The 25,225-nt window shown below is 50.0% G+C and carries 24 protein-coding genes; 12 read left to right on the plus strand and 12 right to left on the minus strand.

Annotated elements, in window-relative coordinates; all coding sequences use genetic code 11:
• Positions 1-18: 18 nt before the first annotated feature.
• Positions 19-1,263, minus strand: coding sequence for a type IX secretion system plug protein (locus RQM65_RS13550; protein ID WP_314015805.1), 1,245 nt, complete (start codon positions 1,261-1,263; stop codon positions 19-21).
• Positions 1,264-1,630: 367 nt separating this feature from the next.
• Here RQM65_RS13550 and RQM65_RS13555 point away from each other — a divergent pair, with 367 nt between their 5' ends.
• The 8 genes from RQM65_RS13555 to RQM65_RS13590 all read left to right on the plus strand — a co-directional run bounded on the left by RQM65_RS13555 (position 1,631) and on the right by RQM65_RS13590 (position 9,299).
• Entirely contained in the window at positions 1,631-2,983 is a 1,353-nt protein-coding gene (locus RQM65_RS13555) for a Na(+)-translocating NADH-quinone reductase subunit A (protein WP_314015806.1), read from the plus strand.
• Between the two features lie 3 nt (positions 2,984-2,986).
• On the plus strand, positions 2,987-4,264 hold the full coding sequence (locus tag RQM65_RS13560; protein WP_314015807.1) for an NADH:ubiquinone reductase (Na(+)-transporting) subunit B: 1,278 nt from the start codon (positions 2,987-2,989) through the stop codon (positions 4,262-4,264).
• A gap of 2 nt (positions 4,265-4,266) precedes the next feature.
• Positions 4,267-5,016 carry a Na(+)-translocating NADH-quinone reductase subunit C gene (locus RQM65_RS13565; RefSeq protein ID WP_314015808.1) on the plus strand — a complete coding sequence of 250 codons (750 nt, stop codon included), beginning with the start codon at positions 4,267-4,269 and terminating at the stop codon, positions 5,014-5,016.
• Positions 5,017-5,049: 33 nt separating this feature from the next.
• Positions 5,050-5,697 carry an NADH:ubiquinone reductase (Na(+)-transporting) subunit D gene (locus RQM65_RS13570; protein ID WP_314015810.1) on the plus strand — a complete coding sequence of 216 codons (648 nt, stop codon included), beginning with the start codon at positions 5,050-5,052 and terminating at the stop codon, positions 5,695-5,697.
• 42 nt (positions 5,698-5,739) lie between these two features.
• A complete protein-coding gene (gene nqrE / locus RQM65_RS13575) occupies positions 5,740-6,543 on the plus strand; it encodes an NADH:ubiquinone reductase (Na(+)-transporting) subunit E (protein ID WP_314015812.1) in 804 nt (267 codons plus the stop codon).
• Between the two features lie 3 nt (positions 6,544-6,546).
• The gene (gene nqrF / locus RQM65_RS13580; protein ID WP_314015814.1) at positions 6,547-7,854 is read left to right on the plus strand and encodes an NADH:ubiquinone reductase (Na(+)-transporting) subunit F; all 1,308 of its coding nucleotides are present in this window, start codon (positions 6,547-6,549) and stop codon (positions 7,852-7,854) included.
• Positions 7,855-7,925: 71 nt separating this feature from the next.
• Positions 7,926-8,285, plus strand: coding sequence for a DUF8840 domain-containing protein (locus tag RQM65_RS13585; protein WP_314015816.1), 360 nt, complete (start codon positions 7,926-7,928; stop codon positions 8,283-8,285).
• A gap of 9 nt (positions 8,286-8,294) precedes the next feature.
• Positions 8,295-9,299, plus strand: coding sequence for an FAD:protein FMN transferase (locus RQM65_RS13590; RefSeq protein ID WP_314015818.1), 1,005 nt, complete (start codon positions 8,295-8,297; stop codon positions 9,297-9,299).
• Between the two features lie 96 nt (positions 9,300-9,395).
• Here RQM65_RS13590 and RQM65_RS13595 read toward each other — a convergent pair whose 3' ends face one another.
• The 4 genes from RQM65_RS13595 to gpmI form a co-directional block, all read right to left on the minus strand.
• A complete protein-coding gene (locus tag RQM65_RS13595; protein WP_314015820.1) occupies positions 9,396-10,160 on the minus strand; it encodes a class I SAM-dependent methyltransferase in 765 nt (254 codons plus the stop codon).
• A 9-nt stretch (positions 10,161-10,169) separates the two neighbouring features.
• Entirely contained in the window at positions 10,170-10,988 is an 819-nt protein-coding gene (gene map, locus RQM65_RS13600) for a type I methionyl aminopeptidase (protein WP_314015822.1), read from the minus strand.
• Between the two features lie 80 nt (positions 10,989-11,068).
• Positions 11,069-11,572 (minus strand): thioredoxin family protein, encoded by a 504-nt coding sequence (locus tag RQM65_RS13605; RefSeq protein ID WP_314015824.1) that lies wholly within the window; start codon positions 11,570-11,572, stop codon positions 11,069-11,071.
• Between the two features lie 44 nt (positions 11,573-11,616).
• Complete coding sequence (gene gpmI, locus RQM65_RS13610) at positions 11,617-13,134, minus strand: 2,3-bisphosphoglycerate-independent phosphoglycerate mutase (protein ID WP_314015826.1); 1,518 nt, start codon at positions 13,132-13,134, stop codon at positions 11,617-11,619.
• A 216-nt stretch (positions 13,135-13,350) separates the two neighbouring features.
• On the opposite strand from gpmI, the gene RQM65_RS13615 reads away from it, so the two are divergent.
• A complete protein-coding gene (locus RQM65_RS13615; RefSeq protein ID WP_314015828.1) occupies positions 13,351-13,743 on the plus strand; it encodes an ankyrin repeat domain-containing protein in 393 nt (130 codons plus the stop codon).
• A 73-nt stretch (positions 13,744-13,816) separates the two neighbouring features.
• On the opposite strand, the gene RQM65_RS13620 is transcribed toward RQM65_RS13615, so the two are convergent.
• The 5 genes from RQM65_RS13620 to RQM65_RS13640 all read right to left on the minus strand — a co-directional run bounded on the left by RQM65_RS13620 (position 13,817) and on the right by RQM65_RS13640 (position 21,084).
• Positions 13,817-13,984 (minus strand): DUF6747 family protein, encoded by a 168-nt coding sequence (locus tag RQM65_RS13620; protein WP_314015829.1) that lies wholly within the window; start codon positions 13,982-13,984, stop codon positions 13,817-13,819.
• Between the two features lie 124 nt (positions 13,985-14,108).
• The gene (locus tag RQM65_RS13625) at positions 14,109-14,900 is read right to left on the minus strand and encodes a M48 family metalloprotease (RefSeq protein ID WP_314015831.1); all 792 of its coding nucleotides are present in this window, start codon (positions 14,898-14,900) and stop codon (positions 14,109-14,111) included.
• 201 nt (positions 14,901-15,101) lie between these two features.
• Positions 15,102-15,836, minus strand: coding sequence for a M15 family metallopeptidase (locus RQM65_RS13630; protein WP_314015833.1), 735 nt, complete (start codon positions 15,834-15,836; stop codon positions 15,102-15,104).
• A gap of 167 nt (positions 15,837-16,003) precedes the next feature.
• Positions 16,004-17,155 (minus strand): T9SS type B sorting domain-containing protein, encoded by a 1,152-nt coding sequence (locus RQM65_RS13635; protein ID WP_314015835.1) that lies wholly within the window; start codon positions 17,153-17,155, stop codon positions 16,004-16,006.
• Positions 17,156-17,292: 137 nt separating this feature from the next.
• Positions 17,293-21,084 carry a bZIP transcription factor gene (locus RQM65_RS13640; RefSeq protein ID WP_314015836.1) on the minus strand — a complete coding sequence of 1,264 codons (3,792 nt, stop codon included), beginning with the start codon at positions 21,082-21,084 and terminating at the stop codon, positions 17,293-17,295.
• Positions 21,085-21,378: 294 nt separating this feature from the next.
• Between RQM65_RS13640 and RQM65_RS13645 the strand changes: the two genes are divergently transcribed.
• Both RQM65_RS13645 and RQM65_RS13650 read left to right on the plus strand, forming a co-directional pair.
• A complete protein-coding gene (locus RQM65_RS13645) occupies positions 21,379-22,122 on the plus strand; it encodes a carboxypeptidase-like regulatory domain-containing protein (RefSeq protein ID WP_314015837.1) in 744 nt (247 codons plus the stop codon).
• A 95-nt stretch (positions 22,123-22,217) separates the two neighbouring features.
• The gene (locus RQM65_RS13650) at positions 22,218-23,048 is read left to right on the plus strand and encodes a carboxypeptidase-like regulatory domain-containing protein (RefSeq protein WP_314015838.1); all 831 of its coding nucleotides are present in this window, start codon (positions 22,218-22,220) and stop codon (positions 23,046-23,048) included.
• Positions 23,049-23,060: 12 nt separating this feature from the next.
• Here the strand turns inward: RQM65_RS13650 and purU are convergent, their stop codons facing one another.
• Together purU and RQM65_RS13660 are read right to left on the minus strand one after the other, a co-directional pair.
• Positions 23,061-23,912 carry a formyltetrahydrofolate deformylase gene (gene purU / locus RQM65_RS13655; protein ID WP_314015840.1) on the minus strand — a complete coding sequence of 284 codons (852 nt, stop codon included), beginning with the start codon at positions 23,910-23,912 and terminating at the stop codon, positions 23,061-23,063.
• Positions 23,913-23,935: 23 nt separating this feature from the next.
• Positions 23,936-24,331, minus strand: coding sequence for a hypothetical protein (locus tag RQM65_RS13660; RefSeq protein ID WP_314015842.1), 396 nt, complete (start codon positions 24,329-24,331; stop codon positions 23,936-23,938).
• 158 nt (positions 24,332-24,489) lie between these two features.
• Between RQM65_RS13660 and RQM65_RS13665 the strand changes: the two genes are divergently transcribed.
• Entirely contained in the window at positions 24,490-24,939 is a 450-nt protein-coding gene (locus tag RQM65_RS13665; RefSeq protein WP_314015844.1) for an Lrp/AsnC family transcriptional regulator, read from the plus strand.
• The last annotated feature ends 286 nt before the right edge of the window (positions 24,940-25,225 follow it).

Below are 25,225 nucleotides of genomic sequence, written 5' to 3' on the forward strand. Positions count from 1 at the left end.
TTAGGTGGAATATAGGTTTTAGTTGCTTATATCACGCGAATTCGCAGTCCCCACCCCGATAATACTATCGTAAAGGTCCCCGAAATTGCGATAGTACACTAAAATCAGGTAGTTGTTCTCGGTGAAGTGGAAGTTGCCACTGACCGCGTTCATGTCGATGACGCCATCCTCCCGTTTGATGACGTACTTGTAATTGTAGAACCCCTGCTTTACTTTGATACTGCCTTCCATAAGACCGCTATCCTTATTATAGGTCATTCTGTTCTCGTCGGTCAGGGCATTGTTGTTGAACTTGCCAAATATATAAACATCGTCCAGGCCAAGGAGCTCTTCGTAGGGCAACGAAAAGTGCACGTTGGTGTATTCGGCCTCCCGCGAATTATCTTCCCCTTGCAAGGTGCGTACGACAAAATCACCGTTGATATCGGGGTAGTAGGTGTACTCGCGATCGAAGCGATAATTATCGGTAAAAAGGTAGTGTTCGTAGAGGTCGGCCACCTCGATACGTGCTATTTGGGAGGTAGGGGCCCGTAGATCGCTAGTATCGAAGTTGAGATATTCGTTACCTCCGAAAAAACTGGTCTCCGCATCGTATTTGTAGACCAGTTCGCTGCCCAGGGTGTACTGGGGAGGGATGTCGTAAAGTGCCGTTTCCCACTGATGGTTCTGGAGAATGGCCACCTTGACCTCTTTCTTGGGGTTGACCAGTTGAAAATTGCCCTGCATGATGCTGAACTGTACCACTTGCTTTTCGTTCAAAAAGTTGAAGTCGCGGGAGCGTTTGATCGTGGCGGCCACGCTGACGGCATCGGAATAGACCACGAACCTCCGCGAAAATTGCAGTTCGTAGCTGTCGTTATAGATTTCGAGCAGGTAATTGCCGCTTAGCTTCAGGCTTAGGTTTTGGTTCGGTATCCTGAGTTGGTAGTTCGAATAGGGTTGCAGGGTGTTATAACTGTTTTCATAATCGCTGATGCGCTGGTTGTCCACCCCGTCGAGATACTGCGATTTCAAAAGCTGCGAGGGCGTCCAGTCGTAATCGCAATGGACTATCTTATAGTAGTAATCCTGTTCGTTGGCCAGAGTATCGTCGAATTCCAGCTTGAGGGTCTCCCCGAGCATGATTACCGGGAACTGATTTTCGGAAGGGCCGTGGAATAGGATGGTCTTGATATTTTGGGGGGGATTGACCTCATGTTGTACCTGTGAAAATAACGAAGTCGCAAAAAGGAAAACTAGGATCTGTTGAAGCTTTTGACGCATGGGTCCGCTATATTTTCGGTAAAGGTAAACAAAAAGCATTTCCATGAAATTCAGATCGGCGAACGGCCCAAATTTATGGGCAATTATTATGAAAACTTTCTTTTAAGTAGTATTTTTGACGCGAATTTTATGGAGTCCGGACTTTAGGATTCCTTAACATAGAATTTGTTTGATTTTTGTTTGGAACCTTGTCTTGGATGTTGGACTGGTTTTCCTGATCGGATGAAGCTTTTTTTTACCAAAGCAGATGGCTACCTTAGTAAAAAACACCTAAGGCCCTGCCATCAAGACGGGGATCGGTTGCGAAAACAGCTCTTTTTAAGACGGGCGAAATAAATCTCAACAAGTTTAAAAGGTCGACTACACTATGTCAAAAGACATCAAAATAAACAAAGGCCTGGACATCAAGCTTGTCGGTGCCGCGGAGCAAACCACCTCAAAAGCCGTTCTTAGCAATGTATATGCCATTAATTTGGACGATTTTCACGGGATAACGCCGAAAATGTTGCTGAAGGAAGGCGAGGAAATCAAAGCGGGCGAAGCGCTGTTCTACAATAAAAACAACGAGGACATGCTCTTTGTGTCCCCCGTAAGCGGTGAGCTTATCGAAATAGAGCGGGGTGCCAGAAGACGTATTCTGACCTTGAGAATTTTGGCGGACAAGGAGCAGGAAACGATTGCAAACGTAATCCTGGACGTGGAAAAGGCTTCCAAGGAAGATATTAAGGCCTACTTGCTCAAATCAGGATGTTGGCCCTTTATCGTACAACGTCCCTATTCCGTCATTGCCGATCCCGATGCCAACCCGAAAGCGATTTTCGTCTCAGGTCTTGTTACTGCGCCTCTGGCGGCGGACCCCGACTATGTGCTGCAGGGGAAGGAAAAGGAATTACAGGCCGCCATTACGGCCTTGGGCAAGTTGACGCCCGGCAAGGTGCACGTTTCGGTCGAAAAATCGTCAAAGTCCCCTTTAGCGGAACTGACCGGTATCGAACTGCATAAGGTCTCAGGTCCGCATCCGGCTGGTTTGGTCGGTACCCAAATCAATAAGATAGACCCCATCAACAAAGGGGAAACGGTATGGACTATATCTCCCCAAGATCTTGTAATTATAGGGGAAATGCTATTGACCGGGAAGTTCAATCCCCAGCGCACCGTTGCCTTGGTCGGTTCCTCTGTTAAAAAACCTCAGTATTATACCACGAAGATCGGTACCGAGATATCTACCTTTCTCTACGCCAGCGGAGTGAAAGAAGAGCGGTTCCGGGTCATCAACGGCGATGTGCTTACGGGCAGCAAAACCAGGCAAGATGGCCATTTGGGCTTTTACAACAATACCGTGAGCTGTATTCCCGAGGGCGACGATTACGAGTTCTTCGGATGGAACAAGCCCGTATTCGATAAGGTTTCCACGACCAGGGCCTTGACCTTTTCATGGTTGCAGCCCGATAAGAAGTACGATCTGGATACCAATACCAATGGGGAGCACAGGGCCTTCGTGGTCACCGGCATTTACGAAAAGGTCTTCCCGATGGATATCTATCCCCTGCAATTGCTCAAGGCTTGCATGGTTCAAGACCTTGACGAAATGGAACAATTGGGACTCTATGAAGTGGCTCCAGAAGATTTTTCACTGACGGAATTCATTTGTATCTCAAAACAGCCCCACCAGCAGATCATTCGTGAAGGATTGGATCTGCTACAAAAAGAAATAGGATAAACTATGAGTGATAAAAGACTGACTTTTAAGAAGAGGCTGCACATTATCAAGCACCATTTTCGGGGCAAGAAAATGGCACCGGCCTTCAATGCGCTGCATACGTTTTTATATACGCCAGACGAGACCACGCACAACGGAAGCCATATTCGTGCTGCCGACGACCTAAAGCGTACGATGAACACTGTAATCCTGGCGCTGGTCCCGGTGCTGCTGTTCTCGATGTTCAACGCCGGTTACCAGCACTACGCGGCCATTGACGCGGCGAACGGGGTGGCCCGGGAGGTCTCCGTATTCGGTAATTTTTTAACCTGGGAGAACTTTTGGATCGGCATCATTAAAGTGCTGCCGCTAGTAATAGTTTCGTATGGGGTCGGTTTATTGGTGGAGTTTATCTTTGCCGTGCTCAGGGGCCATGAGGTAGAGGAAGGCTATTTGGTCACCGGAATGTTGGTGCCTTTGATCGTTCCCATCGATACGCCGCTCTGGATGTTGGCCGTTTCGGTAGTATTCGGTGTAATTATCGGAAAAGAGGTGTTCGGGGGTACGGGAATGAATATATTGAACCCGGCCCTTACCATCCGTGCCTTTTTATTCTTCGCTTATCCTACCTGGATGAGCGGTGACAAGGTATGGGTCTATGAGGCCGTTGATCGCGCCGGGGGTCCCGATGCCATTTCCGGTGAAACCGTACTGGGCTATCTGGCACAGGGTCAAGAATATTCTTATTCGGTAGCCGATATGTTCTGGGGATTTATTCCCGGTTCGGTGGGGGAGACCCCGACATTTTTGATACTGCTCGGCGGAATATTCCTGATTTTCAGTAAAATCGCCAGTTGGCGGATCATGCTCAGTGCCATCATCGGTTCTTTGGTGATGGGCCTGATGTTCAACGGCGTCGTGGAAATGGGATGGATCGGCGAGACCAGTAAATTTTACGGGTTGATGAGCTTCGATTTCTGGAAGCATTTGATCGTAGGCGGACTGGCCTTTGGAATCGTTTATATGGCGACCGATCCGGTGACGGGAGCGCAGACCAATGTTGGAAAATGGTGGTACGGCTTTTTTATCGGGTTTATGTCCGTCATGATCAGGGTCTTTAACCCCGCATATCCCGAGGGTGTATTTTTGGCCATCCTATTGATGAACGTGTTTGCACCGACCATTGATCATTATGTCATTAAGGGGAACGTAAAAAGAAGATTGAAACGAATGAAGAACGCCACCATCCTTCCGAAGGATTCCGAAGGTGAGGCAAAGGAACTTCAAGTAGAAACTGCATAGCTATGGCATTCAATACGGATAAAAATCTCTATACGGTAATCTTTGCGGCCATGATGGTGGTCGTGGTCGGCTCTTTGCTGGCCTTTATGGCATCGAGTCTGGAAAGCCGCATCAAGGAGAACGAACGCTTTGAGAAACAACAGAACATTTTATACGCCATGGGCGTGAACGAAAATGTCGATAAGGGTGGGGTCGAGTTCGTTCCCACCGATATTGTGGAGGGCGAATTCGAAAAATATATCGTCGATCAATTGGTCATTAAAGGCGATAGTATTTTAGAGGATAACGAGGCTTATCTTATCGACATGAAGCGGCAACTGGCGCGAATTTCGAAGGGCGAGACCCCTCGACTGCCTTTGTTTGTCGGTGAAAAGGACGGTGAACAACTCTATATCATCCCTATGTACGGCAAAGGCCTTTGGGATGCCATCTGGGGCTTTATCGCACTGGACAAGAACATGGTGGTTCAAGGCGTATTCTTCGACCACAAGGGGGAAACTCCCGGGCTGGGCGCCAACATCAACCAACGCTATTTTATGGATGATTTTACCGGCGAGACCATCATGCAGGATACCCGCTATGCCGGTATCAGTGTTGCCAAGGGCAACAACGATCCCTTGAACGAACGTAAAGACGACAATAAGGTCGATGCCCTGGCCGGAGCCACGATTACGGGCGACGGCGTTTCGGCTATGATCAAACAAAGCGTCGACCTTTACAAGGATTATTTGGACGGAATAAGAGAAAACTAGTCGAACAAACTAGACCTAACAAAAAATGTAATTATGGCACTGTTGACAAAAAAAGATGCTAATCTCATCATCGATCCGTTGACGGACAACAACCCCATTACCATTCAGGTGTTGGGCATTTGCTCCGCCCTTGCGATCACCGCCGAGCTCAAGGCTTCGGTGGTCATGGCGATAGCCGTTATTTTCGTGATGGGGGTGGGCAACGTGGTCATTTCGTTGATGCGGAACATCATTCCCGCAAAAATCAAGATTATCGTACAGCTGATCGTAGTGGCCACCTTGGTCATCGTCGTCGATCAGGTGCTCAAGGCCTTCGCCTATGAATTGAGCAAGACATTGTCGGTGTTCGTAGGCCTTATCATTACCAATTGTATTATTATGGGCCGATTTGAGGCATTCGCCTTAGGCAACGGGTTGTGGAGGTCTTTTCTCGATGGCATCGGAAATGCCTTGGGGTATGGGGTCATTCTTGTTATCGTGGGGTTTATACGGGAACTTTTGGGGTCGGGTACCCTCTTTGGTTATCCGGTTTTAGGGGATCCGATCGCCAAGACGGGATTATACGCCACGGGTTATGAGAACAATGGTTTTATGATTATTCCGCCGGCGGCCCTGATTGTGGTAGGCATCATTATTTGGGTACAACGTACACAGAACCCGGCATTGGTAGAAGAGGGTTGATAGTATCAAAGACAAAACAAGTTCAGTATCTAAAAAGTTATTATGTTAGAGCATATCGAATTATTCTTTAGGTCCATCTTTATCGACAACATGGTGTTCGCCGTGTTCTTGGGGATGTGTTCCTATCTCGCGGTCTCCAAAAAGGTGGCTACAGCGGTGGGTCTGGGAGCGGCCGTCATTTTCGTATTGGGCGTCACCGTACCCTTGAACTGGCTGTTGGATCAGTACCTATTGCGCGACGGGGCGTTGGCCTGGTTGGGGCCGGAATATGCGGACTACAACCTTGGATTTTTATCCTTTATCCTGTTTATCGCCACCATCGCGACCATGGTACAGCTGGTAGAGATCGTAGTGGAGAAATTTTCTCCGGCACTCTACAACTCCTTGGGGATATTCCTGCCCTTGATTGCCGTGAACTGTGCTATTTTAGGAGGCTCGCTCTTTATGCAGTCCCGCGACATACAGACCTTCGGTCTCGCCGTCAATTATGGGATTAGTTCGGGCATCGGCTGGTTCCTGGCCATTCTGACCATCGCCGCAATTCGGGAAAAGATACGCTATTCCAATGTCCCGCCCCCTTTGCGCGGTCTGGGCATCACCTTTATTATAACGGGACTGATGGGTATTGGTTTCCAGAGTTTCGGAGGAATGTTGACCGGGGGTGACGAAGTTCCACCTGCAGAAGAGACTACGGTCGAGGTACCTGTAAAAAGTGAGGGGACCAACACGGAACAAACAGTGGAACGTACGGCCGTAACCGGGGCCGATTCCGAGAAGAAGGAAATAGAAAACGAGCTTTCCAAAAAGGACAAGGAAATCTCCTATACAGAAGCAATAAACCGATAAGAGATGATTCTAGCTACTAGCACGGGCGGCACCATACTGATCACCGTAGTCGCCTTTCTGATACTGACCATGTTGTTGGTCGCTTTGTTACTGTTCACCAAAGAAAAGCTTTCGCCTTCCGGCCCCGTTACCTTGACCATCAACGGGGAAAAAAAGATGGAAGTGGAATCCGGAAGTTCCCTGTTGACCACCCTGGGAAACAAAAAGGTCTTTTTGCCCTCTGCCTGTGGTGGTGGGGGAACCTGTATTCAGTGCGAATGCCACGTGCTTTCAGGAGGTGGTGAAGCCCTGCCCACGGAGACCCCGCACTTTTCCAAGAGGGAACTTGCCGAAGGGGCCCGGTTGGCCTGCCAGGTGAAGGTGAAACAGGACATGGATATTACGATACCCGAAGAGGTATTCGGAATCAAAAAATGGCCCGCCAAAGTGGTGCGTAACTACAATGTAGCCTCTTTTATCAAGGAATTCGTGGTCGAGATCCAAGAAGATATGGGCTATAAGGCCGGGGGCTATATCCAGATCGAAATTCCGCCCTGTGAAATCAAATATGAGGATATCGATATTACCGCCCACCCCGAAGAGCATGAAAAACCGGACAAATTCCAGGAAGAGTGGGACAAGTTCAATCTATGGCCCTTGGTCATGAAGAATCCCGAGTTGGAAGAGCGTGCCTATTCCATGGCATCCTATCCTGCAGAAGGTAAGGAGATCATGTTGAACGTACGGATTGCGACCCCGCCCTGGGACCGCTCCAAGAATGGCTGGATGGACGTGAATCCCGGAATTGCCTCATCCTATATATTTTCCTTGAAAGAAGGTGACGATGTGACCATATCGGGGCCTTTTGGCGAGTTCTTTATCAACGAATCCGATTCTGAAATGCTCTATGTCGGAGGTGGTGCGGGAATGGCGCCCATGCGGTCGCATCTCTACCACCTGTTCAAGACCTTAAAGACGAATCGAAAGGTCTCGTACTGGTACGGGGGCCGTTCGAAGCGGGAACTGTTCTATATCGATCACTTCAAGCAGTTGGAGAAAGATTTTCCGAACTTTAAGTTTTATATGGCCCTGTCGGAACCTGCGGAGGAAGATGATTGGAAGGTCAAGGAGGATATCGATGCACCGGGAGACGGTTTTGTCGGATTTATCCACAACTGCGTTATCGACAATTACTTGAGCAAGCACGACGCGCCAGAGGACATCGAGCTTTACTTCTGTGGTCCTCCCTTGATGAACAAAGCGGTGCAAAAAATGGGAGAGGATTACGGTATTCCCGATGAGCATATCCGATTCGATGATTTCGGAGGATAAATAATTTGAAACTATAACTAAAACCGATGTTCCCACATCGGTTTTTTTTTGATAAAAAAATATGGGTGACCATGGGTAAAGCCCTTACGGAGCAGGAACTGCACAACTTGGCGATGAACATTGTCGGAAAACAACTGGAAGCCGAAGGTTACGAATTTATGGGGGTGAACAGTAAACCGAAGAAGAATCCGCAGTTTGTATGCCTGAAAGACAAGCAACTGCATTTTATCGTGGTACGGCAGGTGTCCTACCCCGATGATCCCAAGACGTATGACGCGGAGCTCATGCAGAAAATTAAAGACCACGCGGAGAATTTCGAGGCCAAATCATACTATGCGGGCGTCGGCCTTTCGAATGCCCAGGACCAAAAACTGCCGGTGTACCTGAACGAAGATTATATCGTGGACTACGACGGCTTGATCGAAGTCTAATCCTTGAAAATGAAATACACGTATTTAGCCCTCCTTGCCGTACTACTTTTTTCATGTTCGGAAGGTTCGAAAACCCATAAGAACCAAAATGTGGGCAGTGCTTTGGGTACTTCCTACAGTTTGATCTACCTCTCCGATGAACCTTTGAATCTAAAGCAAGAAATAGATTCGGTATTTGAGGCGGTCAACCGATCTCTATCTACCTATATTCCGGACTCCGATATCTCCAAAATTAATCGTGGCGACACTACCGTGACGATCGATGCCTTGTTTCGCGATGTGTTTGAGCTCTCCAAGGAGATCCATCGGAAAACGGACGGCTACTTCGATCCGACAGTAGGCACATTGGTCGATGCCTGGGGGTTCGGTCCCGGGCCTCAAATGGACCTTGACAGTACCCGAGTCGATAGCTTGCTGCAATTCGTGGGTTTCGATAAGGTGAACCGGACCGAAAGAAATACCATAACAAAGGCGAATCCCGATATCCATTTTGATTTCAATGCGATTGCCAAAGGCTATGCCGTCGATCGATTGGCACAGCTTATGGACGCGCATAAGATTCAAAACTATTTGTTGGAAGTCGGGGGCGAGCTCGTCGCGAAGGGCACGAATACGATAAAGGAAAAGCCTTGGGTCGTAGGAATTGACGATCCCCAGATGGGCGAGACCCGGGAACTTAAGATTTTGGTCCATCTCAAGGATAGGGCTTTGGCGTCATCCGGAAACTACAGAAAATTCCGGACCGATTCGGTTACGGGAAATACGTATGTTCATACTATCGACCCAAAAACGGGATTTACCAAAAATGCCAATATTTTAGGAGCTACTACTATCGCAGATACCTGTGCCAAGGCCGACGCCTATGCCACCGCCTTTATGGCTATGGATCTGGACAAGACCATCGCATTATTGGCGGATCTCCCCGAACTGGAAGCCTATATCATCTATGTAGATAAGAACGGAGATACCCAGGAATTCATGACCGAAGGATTCAAGACGATGATTGTGGAATAACCCATTTGCCCGATAGTCGAGATTTGAATGCGTTGGGACTTGCCTCGATATGTCAAAGTCGTTTACTTGCGAAAGGTGGGCTTGCCACGCGGTTGTTTACTTTCGTACGAGAGGAATGATTTCCCCTAGGGCAAGACGGTACCGGTCCACTTCCGAGGCCGACAATGACGTGGTATAGTCCACTTCTTCCACGGTGAAACCGATGCTTCTGAGCTTGTCAAAATAGTCCCTTCCGTAAATGCGTACGTGATCGTACTGTCCGAAAATCCCGGCGCGTTCTTTTTTGTCGGTAATGGAATCGTCTTCAAAGGTGTTATCCCGTTTTAGGTCTTGGGGAACCTGAAAGATACCCCATCCCCCTTTTTTGAGCACCCGGTACATTTCGGACATGGCCTGGGTGTCATCGGGAATATGTTCGAGAACATGGTTGCACAAGAGAACGTCAAAGCTATTGTCCTCGAATGGCAGGTCGCAGATATCGGCCTTGATATCCGCTAGAGGAGAATGGAGATCGGTAGTGGTATAATCTAAGTTCTCGAGCTTGCGGAAACGTTTATAAAAGGCCTGCTCGGGGGCGAAATGCAGTACCTTTAGGGGGGCGTCAAAGAAATCGGTCTCCCGGTCGAGATACAGCCACAGCAACCGATGCCGTTCGAGCGATAGGGTAGAGGGGGAGAGCACGTTTTCACGGGGATGCTCGTAGCCATAGGGAAAAAAAGCCTTGAAGCGCTTGCCGTCGATAGGATCTTCGTAGCGATTCCCGCGCATCCAAAGGGCCAGTAGGGGACGGGCCAGATAGCTAAGTTGTATCAGTATGGGTCTGGGAAAGACATTCAGGAAGAATTTGAAGATCCGTTTCATGGGATACGTTCAAATAACCAACTTCGATTGTCGGAATTCATCCTCCTCGTCACTGTTGATACCCAAGGCCTCATAAATGTACTGGAACGTGGAAAGCAGTTCCGGTTTGCCATCGACGATGGCTACATTGTGCTCGAAGTGGGCACTGGGCTGCCCGTCGGCGGTAAGGATGGTCCATCCGTCCTTCAGCTGCTTGATGCGTCGGGTACCGCGGTTGATCATGGGTTCTATGGCCACGACCATGCCTTCCTTGAACTTTTTGCCCCGGCCACGGCGGCCATAATTCGGCATTTCGGGCGATTCGTGTAGCTCTTTCCCCAGGCCGTGGCCCACTAGTTCGCGCACCACGCCGTACCCGTGGCTTTCACAATAGTTTTGAATGGCGTAGGCCACATCGCCGACGCGTTTGCCCACTTTGAATTCACGGATACCGATATAGAGTGATTCTTTGGTGACCCGCAGCAGTTTTTCGGTTTCGGGGTCGATTGCCCCGATAGCAAAAGTATAGGCGTGATCGCCGTAATATCCGTTTTTTAGGGCACCGCAGTCCACCGAGAGAATATCGCCTTCCTTGAGCGGTTCCTTGTTGGGAATACCGTGTACCACTTGGGCATTGGGACTCATGTTCAGGGTGTTCGGGAAATCGTACATGCCCAAGAATCCCGGTTCCGCACCCTGTTCGCGAATGAACTCTTCCGCAAGCTTATCCAAATATAGCGCGTTTACTCCGGGTTTGATTTCCGATGCCAGCATGCCCAAGGTCTTGGAGACGACCAGGGCACTCTCGCGCATCACTTCTATTTCTTCAGGTGTTTTTATTTTGATCATAGGCTACAAAGATAGGAATTGGGCTCGTCTTGAGTTTACATCCCGCAGGTAAAAAATCAATTTAAGACGAGTTCGTTGTCTCAATTATGATAGGCGTGTTCGTAGGGCTCCCCCGAAAGTATCCGGACCATATCATCCTCTAGGGATTGGATCGGGTATTCGACGATACGACCGAGCTCTTGCCCGTCCCTATAAAAAATAAATGTGGGAACCCGGAGAATGTCGAAGTCTCTTTCAGGCGTGGTCGGGGCCGTTTTTTCCCGGTCCAGGGCCACTAACTCGATGCTCTCGACGGGATAGTCCGTTGCTTCCATAATTTGATGGAATCGGGGGACCTCCCGTTGGCTGTCGGCGCACCACGTTCCCATGAACAGTTTGATGCTCACACCGGAAAGCAGGGCTTCGAGCTCTTCCACCTTTTTATCTTTTAAGGTATATGGTTCGTTTTCATTTGCGAACCATCGGGCGTACGGCGCTTCATGTAGATCGGACAGATCAATCTCCCCAAGCAGCATTTCTTCCTGTTCTTGGGTGCTGTCGGAACAGGTACTGAACAGGAAGAGAAAAGCCATTAATTTATGCATGCAGATACGTTTTCAGGTGTAAAATAGTTAGGGCCTACGATGGATTAAACCAATGCCTCCCGGTCCATGAGCTCGGGTTTTTCGATACCCATCATCTTGAGGATGGTCGGTGCGATATCGCCTAACACCCCATCCTTGATTTCCTTGATATCGTCATCGACCAAGATCAGGGGTACGGGATTGGTGGTGTGGGCCGTATTCGGACTCCCATCGGGATTGACCATGGTATCACAATTGCCGTGGTCGGCGATCACTATGGTCGAATATCCGTTTTCCTTGCCCGCCGTGATAACGGCCTTGGCACAGGCATCGACCGTTTCACAGGCTTTGATGGCCGCCTCCATAACGCCGGTGTGCCCGACCATATCGGGGTTTGCAAAATTGAGGCATACGAAATCCACCTCGCCCTTTTGAAGTTCTGGGATAATCGCATCCCTAATTTCATAGGCGCTCATCTCAGGTTGCAGGTCATAGGTCGCCACTTTCGGTGAGGGGCAGAGCAAGCGCTCCTCGCCCTCAAAGGGCACTTCCCTTCCACCGTTAAAGAAGAAAGTAACATGCGGATACTTTTCGGTCTCGGCAATACGGATCTGTTTTTTTCCGGCTTTTTCGAGCACCTCACCCAAGGTTTCCTTGATGTTTTCTTTGTCATACACTACGTGAATGCCTTCAAAGGCCTCGTCGTAGTTCGTCATGGTGACATAGTATAGGTCGAGTTTATGCATGTTCTTTTCGTGCATGTTCATTTGGGTCAGCACTTGGGTCAGTTGTCTTCCGCGGTCCGTACGGAAATTAAAGAAAATCACAACATCGTCGTCCTTGATCTGGGCGACGGGCTTCCCCTCGGCGTCCGTCATCACGATCGGTCTGATAAATTCGTCGGTTACGTCCGCGTCGTAACTTTTCTGTACGGCATCCGCAATGTTGGAGGTTTTTTCACCTTCGCCATTGACCAGGGCATCATAGGCCATTTTTACACGTTCCCAGCGTTGATCACGATCCATTGCGTAATAGCGTCCGGTTACCGTAGCGAGTTTGGTATTTTTGTCCGAAGCGAAGACGTTCAGGTCCACCAAGAAGCCCTTCCCACTTTTTGGATCTACGTCACGGCCGTCGGTAAAGGCATGTACGAACATATTTTGAACCCCGTAATCGTTCCCCGCTTTGATCAGGCCCTTGACGTGCGAGATGTGGCTGTGAACGCCGCCGTCACTTAACAGGCCCAAAAAATGTACGTTTTTGTTGTTTTTTTTGGCGTATTCAAAGGCATCCCTTAAGACCTTTTCATCCTTGAGCGTATTTTCCTCGACGGCCAAATTGATCTTTGCCAGATCCTGATAGACGATCCGTCCCGCACCGAGGTTCATGTGGCCAACTTCACTATTGCCCATTTGGCCTTCCGGAAGCCCCACGTTCATGCCGTCGGTCAACAGATTGGCGTTGGGATATTTTTTGTAGAGCGAATCGACAAATGGCGTGTCGGCGTTGGCTATAGCGGAAATTTTGGGATCGGGGGATTTGCCCCAACCGTCCAAAATCATGAGTATTACTTTTTTGTTCATTTTCATGTGTTTATCGATTGCCAAAAATAAAGCGATTCTATTAGTATAACCAGTATTTCAGGCAGTTTTTGGGGGCTGCTGCCCTTTGAAATGTTAAAATAATGTTATAAGCCGCACAACGGTGAAACATTTTTGGGATGCTTTCGTCTATTTTATATAGGATTTCGTAAGGATTCCTAATTAAAATCAAGTATTCATCAATCTAAATCATTCATCATGAGAAAAACGATGTTAACCGTTGCTGCGGCCTGTATGGTCGCCGTGACCGGCCTTAGTGCCAAGGAAATTTCAAAAGAGGGTCACCAACCGATCGGTACCGAAATCGCAAATGTCGATATCAGTTCGTTCTGTATGGCCATTGTAGAAGGAGACTATGTAACCGTTAAGCGCATGATCGAGCTTGGCGAGGACGTCAACCGCAAGTCATTGGGCATGACCCCTGCCATGTTCGCCGCACGGTACAACAAGGTAGATATTCTCGAACTGCTGATCGAGAAAGGTGCCGATCTCAACATCAGGAGTAACAACGGTTTTTCGGTTAAGAAATATGCCGAACTTTCCAACGCCGTCGATGCCCTTGTCATTTTAGATACCGCACTGGGCAGCTGAAATCTGAGGCACGACTATTTATTCAGTGGAAAAGGAACCCGATTGTGTAGCTACAGGCTGCCGATCGGGTTTTTTAGAATTCAAATCCGTTCAAGGCGCGATGCATAAACGCATAGACCGCCATAAGAAGCATCAGGGCGCAGAATACCGAGTACACTTTTAGGAGTACCACGATAAATTGGGGTTTGCAATCCTCGAATGCGGCGTTGTAAAGATGTCGAAAATGGGTAAGCGTTTCCATATAGTTGTCTTTTTGGACATAGCTATAGGATAAGGAGAAGCTACATAAGATTTGATCGGGGTCGGTGCAAATGTACAAAAAGCATTGCGCTTCGACGGGGCCGGTCGACGAATATAATTACGCTTTAACGTTCCACTTTTAGCACCCCTTCCCCGATTCGGTATTTCTCTATGGACTCCCGAATCCGCTCGATGCGGTTGCCGGGGTCGGGGTGGGTACTCTGAAATTCCGGTACCCGGTCCCCACCGCCGGAGGCGGCGTCCAGAATTTCCATGACCTTGATCATTTCTTCGGGGTCGTAGCCGGATTGCATCATAAAGAGCACCCCGAGGTCGTCGCTTTCAAGTTCGTCACCGCGTCCGTTTTTTAAAAGGGTATTTTGACCGATTCCGGCCACGACCCCGCCCATATCGGCCCCGACCGACGCTCCCGTGGAAACGGTCTGCCAAAACTCGCTGTCCGCAATACGTTCGGCGGAGTGTCTGCCGATGACATGTCCGATTTCATGGCCCAGCACCCCGGCCAATTGCGCCTCGTTCAGCTCCTTGAACAGGGCGTAGGTGATGAAGACCGGACCGCCCGGTAGCGCGAAAGCATTGACGGTCTGCTCGTCGGCGAGTAGGTGGAAGTCGTATTGATAGGGGGTTTCCCTGGCGATACTGTTCTGTACCAGTTTGTTGCCGATCTTGTCGATGTAGCCCTGTAGTTCTTCATCGGGGTAAAGGCCCCCGTACTGCTGGGCGATTTCCGGGGTACTTTGAAGGCCGATAGCGATTTCTTGGTCGGCATCCATAGTGATGGTCTGGGAGCGTCCGGTATAGGGATTTTCCTCTTTGTTGCTACAGCGTTGTACGTAGGCGAAGGCCACGATGGCCAGGCCGATCAATATCCGAATTTTCCAGTTCCCCCTGCGCATGGCATCTTGTGTTTAAAGGCAGTTAAGATACAAAAGCCCTAGAATTCCAACGGGTCTGGCAAAGAGAAATAATAATTTTGAAGAACGAATTTTTCTCGACTGTATTTGTTGTTTGATATTACACTAGGTGCAGCACGCATTTTCCTACACAAGGCAGGGTTGGAATGGAGAAAAGTGAAAGATGAACGCTGCACACGACATTTATAGTAAGTCGGTGTTGATGTCCAGAATATTATCTTGGATGTAGTTTCTCAAAAAACCTTCGGTGAAGTGGTCGCTCCCGATAAACTCCTCATTTTCTAGAAGCAGCATAATATTCTTTCTGCGGAATTCCTCCAGCATGGGGATGGAGATGGGGGCGTAGGTATAGTGCCAGGGTTCGTATTTAAAACCGCGGCGTCCGGGGGTGTCGGTATAGACCAGATGGAAATCGTAGGACTTGGAGTTTTCATCCATCCATTTTTTGAAATCCGCATAGGGTTCGCCCTCGGCAAATTTAGAGGGGACCAACACATCGCCTTCGACCTTGCGGTAGCCATCGACGATATCGATATCGGTACCCCAATGGTGCCGGCTCGTACCGGGGACGGTGGAGTATTCGACGATCTTGTCTATAGCCGCCAGGGGCTCCATGCCCTGGTCGTCGGTATAGCGAAGGAATTTACGTTCAAATATGGAGCGCTGCCGTTCGAAACTGCGGTAGCTCGATACCGGCTTTAGGTCGATTCCGTCGCTGTAGGCCGCCTTTTTCATGGCGACGAATGCATCGTGGGCCGCTTTTTTCAACTGAAACCCGTCGCCGAACAGTTCGATATCGGCCTTGCCCATCAATTCCAAGATGGAGTAGTCGTAGGCTTGGGAAATAGCCAGCTGCGGCAGGGCGGTCAAGGCCAGCCCGGTAAGGCCGGTTTTCTGCAGGAAGGATCGTCTTTGCATGGTAGAAGCATTTTTAATCGTCAGGTTTGTCTATTGTATTAACGGGTAGGGAGTTGCTGTTCGTATGTTTGGCCCATTCAAATTGACGCTCACAGTTTTCACAACTATTAAATTTGAATCAAAATTACGAAGATTTTAACGGACCTGTAACCGATGGCTATTAGGATCTAGTCATTGGCTAAATATAGAAATCCTTGAAAGGTAAGTCCGACATCTTCCATGGAGACGATGTAGAAATAGACCCCGGAGGGGAGGCCTTCGTCTCGGGCGATGACGAAATTATCGACATTTGAAAACCCGTTGAATTCATTGGTGTAGTTGACTTGGTCGAATACCTTGGAGCCGTTGCGATCGTAGATCTTCATGTGGTTGTTGGGGGACTGGTCCAGTTGGGGGATTTCCAAAAAATCGTTGACGTTGTCGCCGTTCGGGGTGACAAGGTAATCGTCAAGCTCCAAGTAATCCCGTGGTTCTGCGGATGCTGCAAAGGTGATCGCCGCATAATCATTGGGAACAAAACTGTCGGAAACCGCGACCCCTTGGAAAAGGTCTCCCACAGAAGCGGGGCCACCGAGGTGTTCCCATGTATTGCTTGCTTTGCTCCAACCGACCAATACAACTTCGGAAATGTCTTCGGTCAGGCTGCCGATAGCGCTGCGTTCGTTCCAGCTGAGCTCCACAGTAGAAGGTTCCGACCCCTCCAACACCCAGAATTCGAGGGTGCTGACACTGCTGACATCGACGGGCCGGGCGCTGGTGCTGAACGAGGTGTCGAAGGTGCTGGGGGTATTCGGGTTTTCGAAGAAATAGGCGCAGCGGGCAACGGGATTGACGTTTTGGGATTTTAATATTAAGGGACGAAAATAGGTGTCATCGCCCACGGGAAACGTAAAACTCTGCTTGTCGGATACGCTGGCATAGCCGTTCACCTTACTGATATCACTAGCCCCGGAATGAAACCCATTCTTGGGGAAGTTTAGGCTGATATTGGGATTGGATTTTGGGGAGGAAACATCGCCCGTCACGAAGTTGGCATTGTTGAGGATGTTCACCGTATTGTTTAAAGTAACCCCTTTCTGGGTCACGAATTCCGCATCAAAAAAGGATGGATTAAGCGCTCCGGAAACCGTAATCTCCGAATTTCCGTAGAATCCGACCAGTCCCATGTTTTCATCAAAAAGCCCGTCGTTGACCAAGTCGGTATGGAAGCCCATCTGCCCGTTTTCATGAATCCGTAGGTTGCCGGTATTCTGCAGGGCGGTCTGGGCCCGGAGGCCCGCGCCGAAAAGAAGGAATAGGATGATAATTTTTTCTTTCATTGATTACTATTAACTGTCTGGTCGAGCCTCTCTACTACGCTGGAGACAGCGATTGTCCGGTCGAGCCTCTCGACTTCGCTCGAGACAGGCAGCAGTCGAGACCTACTTGCTTGCAGTATGGTGCGCCATCATTCCAGTTACTCCATTTTTTCTAACAAAGTTTTAATCTCGTCCAAATCCCTACGTAGCATTTGGACTTCCTCCGACAATGTTTCTTTTTCGGATTGTAACTGTTCGATTTTCTTCTCCTGTTCGATAGTATGGAGGAAGAGTTCCTCGATTTTTTCGAGATTTTGCAGGTTCGATTCGCTCAGGTTCCAAAACCCGTCTTCCTTGACCTCCGTGGCGGATTTGACGCCAGGGAGGTGGTGGTGTTTTCTAACGAAGGCTTCGATGTCTTTTAGGGATTTGAAGGCGTAGTCCGTCTTGATTTCGGAGTTGCCTAAAAAGTACTTCTGGAAGACGTAGTCGGGATGGGTTGGACTACCGCCAACACTCACACTTCCAGCCTCAACATTTCCCGTGACACTTAGACTGCCCGTGGCGGTAATATCACCATCAGCTGATATACTTCCGCCATTAATATCACCAATTGTGTTTATGTCTTGTCCACCAAAATTCGGGGTGATTTTGGCTCCGCTTATTCCTCCGACAATATGAATATCTAGAATGCTTGCATCTGCGATTTTATCGATTGTCACTGCATCGTCTTTTAATTCCGATTCGCCTACAGAGTCGTTAATTAATTCCCCTGAACCTACTGCATCAGTATCGATATCCCCTTGAGTTATTGAATTTTCAGCAATTATTCCGTCCGGTCCACCTGATATTTCAGTTACTGACAAATTATAATTGGTACCTGTATTACTGATGTTAATCGATCCATCACTCGAGGTTAAGGTTGTTGTTCCGCCGGCATCGGCCGCGGGGGCCCACGCGCTGCCGTTCCATTTGAGGACCTGCTCGTTCTCGGCACCCATATCGGCAAGGTCCTCTGCAAGGATGGTCGCGTTATCTATCTTGGCGGAGGTCACGGCGTTCGCGGCGATGACCGTGGCCGATGTGGGGCCCGTCACCTCCCCGGCCAGGTCGTCCGCGTTGAAGACGGAGCCGTCCAGTGTGATCCCCGCGCCGCCCGTGTAGGTCGTCCCCCCGGCATCGGCCGCGGGGGCCCACGCGCTTCCGTTCCACTTGAGGACCTGCTCGTTCTCGGCACCCATATCGGCAAGGTCCTCTGCAAGGATGGTCGCGTTATCTATCTTGGCGGAGGTCACGGCGTTCGCGGCGATGACCGTGGCCGATGTGGGGCCCGTCACCTCCCCGGCCAGGTCGTCCGCGTTGAAGACGGAGCCGTCCAGTGTGATCCCCGCGCCGCCCGTGTAGGTCGTCCCCCCGGCATCGGCCGCGGGGGCCCACGCGCTTCCGTTCCACTTGAGGACCTGCTCGTTCTCGGCACCCATATCGGCAAGGTCCTCTGCAAGGATGGTCGCGTTATCTATCTTGGCGGAGGTCACGGCGTTCGCGGCGATGACCGTGGCCGATGTGGGGCCCGTCACCTCCCCGGCCAGGTCGTCAGCGTTGAAGACGGAGCCGTCCAGTGTGATCCCCGCGCCGCCCGTGTAGGTCGTCCCCCCGGCATCGGCCGCGGGGGCCCACGCGCTGCCGTTCCATTTGAGGACCTGCTCGTTCTCGGCACCCATATCGGCAAGGTCCTCTGCAAGGATGGTCGCGTTATCTATCTTGGCGGAGGTCACGGCGTTCGCGGCGATGACCGTGGCCGATGTGGGGCCCGTCACCTCCCCGGCCAGGTCGTCCGCGTTGAAGACGGAGCCGTCCAGTGTGATCCCCGCGCCGCCCGTGTAGGTCGTCCCCCCGGCATCGGCCGCGGGGGCCCACGCGCTTCCGTTCCACTTGAGGACCTGCTCGTTCTCGGCACCCATATCGGCAAGGTCCTCTGCAAGGATGGTCGCGTTATCTATCTTGGCGGAGGTCACGGCGTTCGCGGCGATGACCGTGGCCGATGTGGGGCCCGTCACCTCCCCGGCCAGGTCGTCCGCGTTGAAGACGGAGCCGTCCAGTGTGATCCCCGCGCCGCCCGTGTAGGTCGTCCCCCCGGCATCGGCCGCGGGGGCCCACGCGCTGCCGTTCCACTTGAGGACCTGCTCGTTCTCGGCACCCATATCGGCAAGGTCCTCTGCAAGGATGGTCGCGTTATCTATCTTGGCGGAGGTCACGGCGTTCGCGGCGATGACCGTGGCCGATGTGGGGCCCGTCACCTCCCCGGCCAGGTCGTCCGCGTTGAAGACGGAGCCGTCCAGTGTGATCCCCGCGCCGCCCGTGTAGGTCGTCCCCCCGGCATCGGCCGCGGGGGCCCACGCGCTGCCGTTCCATTTGAGAACCTGGCCATCGGTCGCGCCCATTTGGTTAAGTTTTTCTAGAGTTATTGCATCCTCTACAATTGTTAATTCTCCTAAATTGTTAATTGTCGCATCACCACTCATGGTTACCGGTTGGGCAGCGTTGGAGGTATCTCCAACCAAAATGTTACCGTTATTGAGATCTGCTCCGCCGGAAGCGATTGCACCATCCACATAGGATTTGGTAGCTGCATCCTGGTCTTCCACAGGATTTCCTATATTTTTAATCAATGCCGTGCCCCCATTATTGCCTTGTGTCAAAACCTGGTTCAGATTTTGGTTGCTTCCCCCTCCGGTAGGTCCCAGATTATCCAATTCATCCTTTAGCTCTTGAACAGCTGCTTGTACATCGTTACTATTTAATGTCAAATAAGGAGCGAATGGCACTTCGGCAGCAGTTTGGTTATCTTCTCCATCACCACCCACCGCAGTTAGCTCATAAGGATCAGTTGCACTTCCTGTTCCTGTTACGGTAATGCTTGCTGTCGAGGCTATCAAGGTCGGATCTCCCTCGCCGCTACCGCCTACCGCCGTAAGTTGATAGGGGTCGTCCGACGTTCCGGTACCGGATACAGTTACCGTGGTTGTCGAGGCAATGGTGGTCGGATCTCCGTTACCACCCCCGCCTCCACCTACCGCAGTGAGTTCGTAGGGATCATCGGAGCTTCCGGTGCCTGACACGGTAACTGTAGTGGTTGATGCAATCGAGGTAGGGTCACCCGCGGAACTTTCAAGCAATGGGCCAAAATTCACTGAATTACCATCCTCAATTTCGAGAACACTTCCCGTAAGGTCCAGAGTTTGGTCATCGGTGCCCCCATCACTTAAAATAGGCGACAGATCGATCGTGTTTCCCCGATCGATCTGGATGGTGGTACCCGACAGGCCCAAGGTCTGGATTTCGTTAGTCGGACTCGAATCTTCATCTTGTGTATTTGCCGTGGTATTCGCCTCCACCGCCAACCGCAGTTCCCCGATATCCGAATTGCGGATAAAGCCGGTGGTGTTGTTGAAATCGGACAGGTCGAGAAGGTTGTTGTTGAAATCCGCCAGATCGATGCTGTCGTTGTCGATGGCGAAAGGACCTACGGAGTTTTGGGCTAACTTGGTCCGGTCCACTGAGTTGTTCTGGAGCTTGCCCCTTCCGATGGATCCGTTTTGTATATCCACCCCATTGATGCTTCCATTGATGATCTGTTGGGTGCCGATGCTGTTCTCGGGCACCGTTCCTGTACCGCCGCCCCCGCAGAGGTTGATCCAGGCCGAGCCATCGTAGTAAAAAATACAGTCCGCCGAGGTATTATAGACCAGGGCCCCGCGGTTGGGAACTATATTGGCCATCTGTACCGAGTCCACCCGCGTGATGACCAGCACCCGTTCCGAACTTTCGAGCTCCAGCACCGAAGCCGGATCGATGGTCTCGGGGTTATCGCCGATCTTTACCTGGGCCAAGGCAAAATTTCCGATAAGTAGGGCGATAAAAAGCCCGCAATATGTAGTTCGTGTTCTCATACGGCACATAAATAGAAGTACAACAAAAATAAAAGTATTCGCCCTATTACCTAATTAACAGGATGAAATGCACTATTGCCAAGGTGAATGGACAGTATGCAGGGGTCGACGCGGACACGCCCCTACATGAGACCCTCCGCAAATTAACAAAAGTTTATCCGTCGTCGTTTTTTTTAAACCTAAACTTGTATTTTCTTTATCTGCTCGATTTTTAACAATTTTGTATTTCCACGGGGTTAAGGTACCTTGTCACGGACATCCAAAAGCTCAATGATTTTCTTTTAAAACAACCTGATGAAGCGTATCCCTACCCTTATCTTTCTTCTTTTTGCCGTTGCCACCGTATTTGCACAAGACGATGGGCGCGAGATATTGCGTGGTGCCGTGCTCTACCGCAACGTACCGGTACCCAATCAGAACGTAATCAATATCGATACCGAAAATGCGGTCATCTCGAACGATAACGGGGAGTTTGCGATTCGGGTCAAGGTGGGAGACCAGCTGGCCTTCTCCGCAGTCAATTATCAGTTGGAAGTCGTGGAGATTACCGACGCCATTCTGGCCAATGAACGCTTGGTGGTCGAGGTGAACGAAAAGGTGACGGAGCTCGACGAGGTGGTCGTCAGTCCCGAGAATCGGGAAAAATTCCTCGATGTGCAGAATGAACGTTTTGGGGAGGTGGAATACGAGATCGACCGTTCGACGGAGGTAGAAAATATCGCCCAGGGACAAATGGTCAAGGGCATGAAAGACGGGATCAACTTCGTCAATATTTTCAAGGCCTTGGCCAAAGCCGGCAAGAAGGATGATACGGAACGACGTCCCCGACTTAAAATGAGCGAGGTACTACGGCAGGTGTATGAGGACGAATTCTTCGTGGTGGACCTGAAATTGCCGCAGGATAAGATCGACGACTTTCTCTATTACGTGGATGAGACCCACCCCGATTATTCCCTCTTGTTAAAGGATAACGAATTCCAGCTTTTGGACTTTTTGGTGGACGAGAGCAAGGCCTACCGGGAACAGATGGAGGAATGAGTTTATAGGTTTATGAGCGGGTGGTTTACGTGCTGTGAATTTATGGGTCCGGTAGTTTGTCGGGGGCGCTGTTTATAAGTTGAGAAATTCAGGGTATGATGGAGGGTACGGACCATTGCTTTGGGGATAAGGTTGCCGAACTGAAATCCCCTGTATCACTTCTTGCCGCTTTTGTAATCTGTTTTCTGTTCTTCATGGCTTCGGCGCAGGGGCAGGAGGTATTTTCCGACAAGCTCGATGGCCGGGTCTATAGCGACGATGGAGACGTGGCCGCCACCCATGTGCTCAATATCACCTCTCAAAGGGCCACGATTACCGATAGCAACGGCTATTTTACCATTCCTGTCCGACTGAACGATACCTTGGTGTTTTCCGCCGTACAGTACAAACGCAAGGAACTGCCGGTCACTTTGAGCGTGCTCGAGAGTAAATTATTGCTGGTCCCCCTCGAAGAAGCACGCACCGAACTCGATGAGGTGGTGGTAACCCCATATAACCTTTCCGGCGATGTAAAGCGAGATCTGGCCCGGATGGATATCGGACCTGTTGTGACCGCTTCGACATTGGGACTCCCCAATGCCTACGTCAAACCTATCAGCAAGGCGGAAAGGGAGCTATATGCCGCGACCGCCAACCCGTTTATGAGTTTGGATCCCTTGATCAACACGATTACAGGTCGTAAGAAGATGTTGAAAAAACGGGTCGCACGCAATGAAAAATACGCCCGTACCGAACGGGTCCGCCAATTCTATGTCGATTCGCTCTACACGACCGCGTTAAAGATTCCCCCGGATAAAGTCGATGATTTTCTGTATTTCTGTGAAGTGGACCCCGCTTTTCAGTCCCTCGTAGATACCCATGACCGCTTGGCGATTTGGGAGTTTATGCGAAAGAAAAGTTTGGCGTACCTCAAGCGGAACGATTGAAAATTGAATCTTTCAATAAAAAACGATCGTCTTGTTATCGTACACCATGGTCTTCCGCTGTACGTGCAATTGCACGGCCCGGGCCAATACGATTTTTTCCAGGTCGCGGCCTTTTGTGACCAGGTCGGCGATACGGTGGGCGTGGGTAACGGGGGTGACATCTTGGGCGATGATGGGACCTTCATCGAGGTCTTCGGTGACGTAGTGGCTGGTCGCGCCAATGATCTTGACCCCTCTTTTGAACGCGGCGTGATAGGGCCTGGCCCCGGCGAAGGCAGGTAAAAAGGAGTGGTGGATGTTGATGATTTTGTTCGGGTATTGGTCGATAATCTTGGCACTGACAATCTGCATATAACGCGCAAGCACTATGAAGTCCACCTCATGCGATTTCAGCAGCCTCAGCTGTTGGTCCTCCGCCTCGCTTTTGGTGCCTTTGGTCACGGAAATGTGGTAGTAGGGAATATCGAACTGCTCCGCAATCGGGCGCAGGTCATCGTGATTACTGATAACAAAGGGAATCTCGACTTGCAGCTCTCCCGAACTGTAGCGGCTTAGCAGGTCGTACAGGCAATGGTTGTATTTCGATACGAAGAGCGCCATTTTAGGAAGTTTGCCTTCCCGGTGCATGCTCCATTGCATGGTATAGCGACGGGCTAGCTTCTCTTCGAACTCCTCCTCGAATACGGAAGCCTTAAATCCGTCCACGTCAAAATTACTTTCCAAGCGCATAAAGAACACATTGGCCTGCGGGTCGACGTGCTGGTCGAGATAGATGATGTTGCCGCCATTGTCGTGTACGAATCCGGTGACGGCGCTGATAATGCCCGTCTGATCGGGACAATGAATGAGGATGGTCGTTTTCAAGGAATGGGTTTTATCCTCCAAATTTACTCCCCCGAAAGCGATTTACGCCATTTTTTAAAGGATTTTCGGAAGCTTTTGATTTCCTGGCGTAGCAGATCCAGATATTCGACTTCCTTGACACCATCTTTTTCAAGGCCCCGGCAGTAAGAATTGATGTTTCGGGTCATGATATGGATATAGGTGGCGATCTTCATGCGTTCGGCACGGCAGTCCGTACGCTCGGCAAGGGCGATTTGCTCAGGGATCAGGGTGGCGTCGGTCAGCAGCGAATCGGCAATACTGTCCCTATGACTGTTCGACTGGTAAAGCTTCAACAAGTTTTGGTTGACCGCCACGTAAGAGGCGATGGCCCTGCTGATACTGCAAAGTTCCAGTGCCTTTTTATAGACGTGCAACGAACCGGAATTACTATAGGTCATGTTTAAAGTAACGTAACGAACCCCACCAAGGTTCATGGATATATAATATCATTTATTTGTGGATATAAAGATACATAGGGATTTCATAATATCTCTTGTGATTCAAAAGCAAAATTGTATTTTTACTGTGGATATTAATTTTTAAAACGCCATATACCTTGGATTCAACTATTGATGATTTAAACTGGAAAATATTGGAATGTCTGCAGGCAAATGCCCGTGAAAGTTTTGCGAGCATCGGCCGGAAAGTAGGCCTGACGCCGCCGGCCGTAGCGGAGCGGGTAAAAAAGATGGAAGATCTCGGCATCATCGAAGGTTATAAGGCCAAAGTGTCGCACGCCAAGACGGGGTATCACCTCAAGGCGATCATAACCCTACGGGCCTTCATGGGCAAGCTAAAGCCATTTTTGGCCCTAGTGACGACTTTGAGCGAGGTGGTGAACTGTTATCGTATCACCGGAAACGAAAACATCGTGATGGAAGTAGTGCTCAAAGACCAATTTCATCTTGAGGAGTTTATCGACAAGCTCATCCAATACGGGGAGACCCGAACCCATATTATATTATCTAACGTCGTAACGAGTGCCCCGATCGGAGGGGCCGCCTAAGAGGAATCTTCTTAGGAGCGAAGCTTTAAGACCGCTATGCTAATCCGTTTCAAACCTCAATCCGACCTACGACTTAAAGACTTGGGACTAAAGAAAATTGGAGAAAACTATTTGTCTGTAAAAATCGAAGGTCCTACGTCCTAAGTCCCACAGTCTCAGGCCTAGTAATACGGGCAAGCATTAAGAATAATAAGGATGAAATACGTTCTTTTATCGTCGAACAGAGCTTTTGATATACCGATATAGGTCGGTTCGCGGGGAGTTCACTATATTTAAATGCGATTAG

Source organism: Pricia mediterranea (assembly GCF_032248455.1).
In the GTDB taxonomy this organism is placed as follows: domain Bacteria; phylum Bacteroidota; class Bacteroidia; order Flavobacteriales; family Flavobacteriaceae; genus Pricia; species Pricia mediterranea.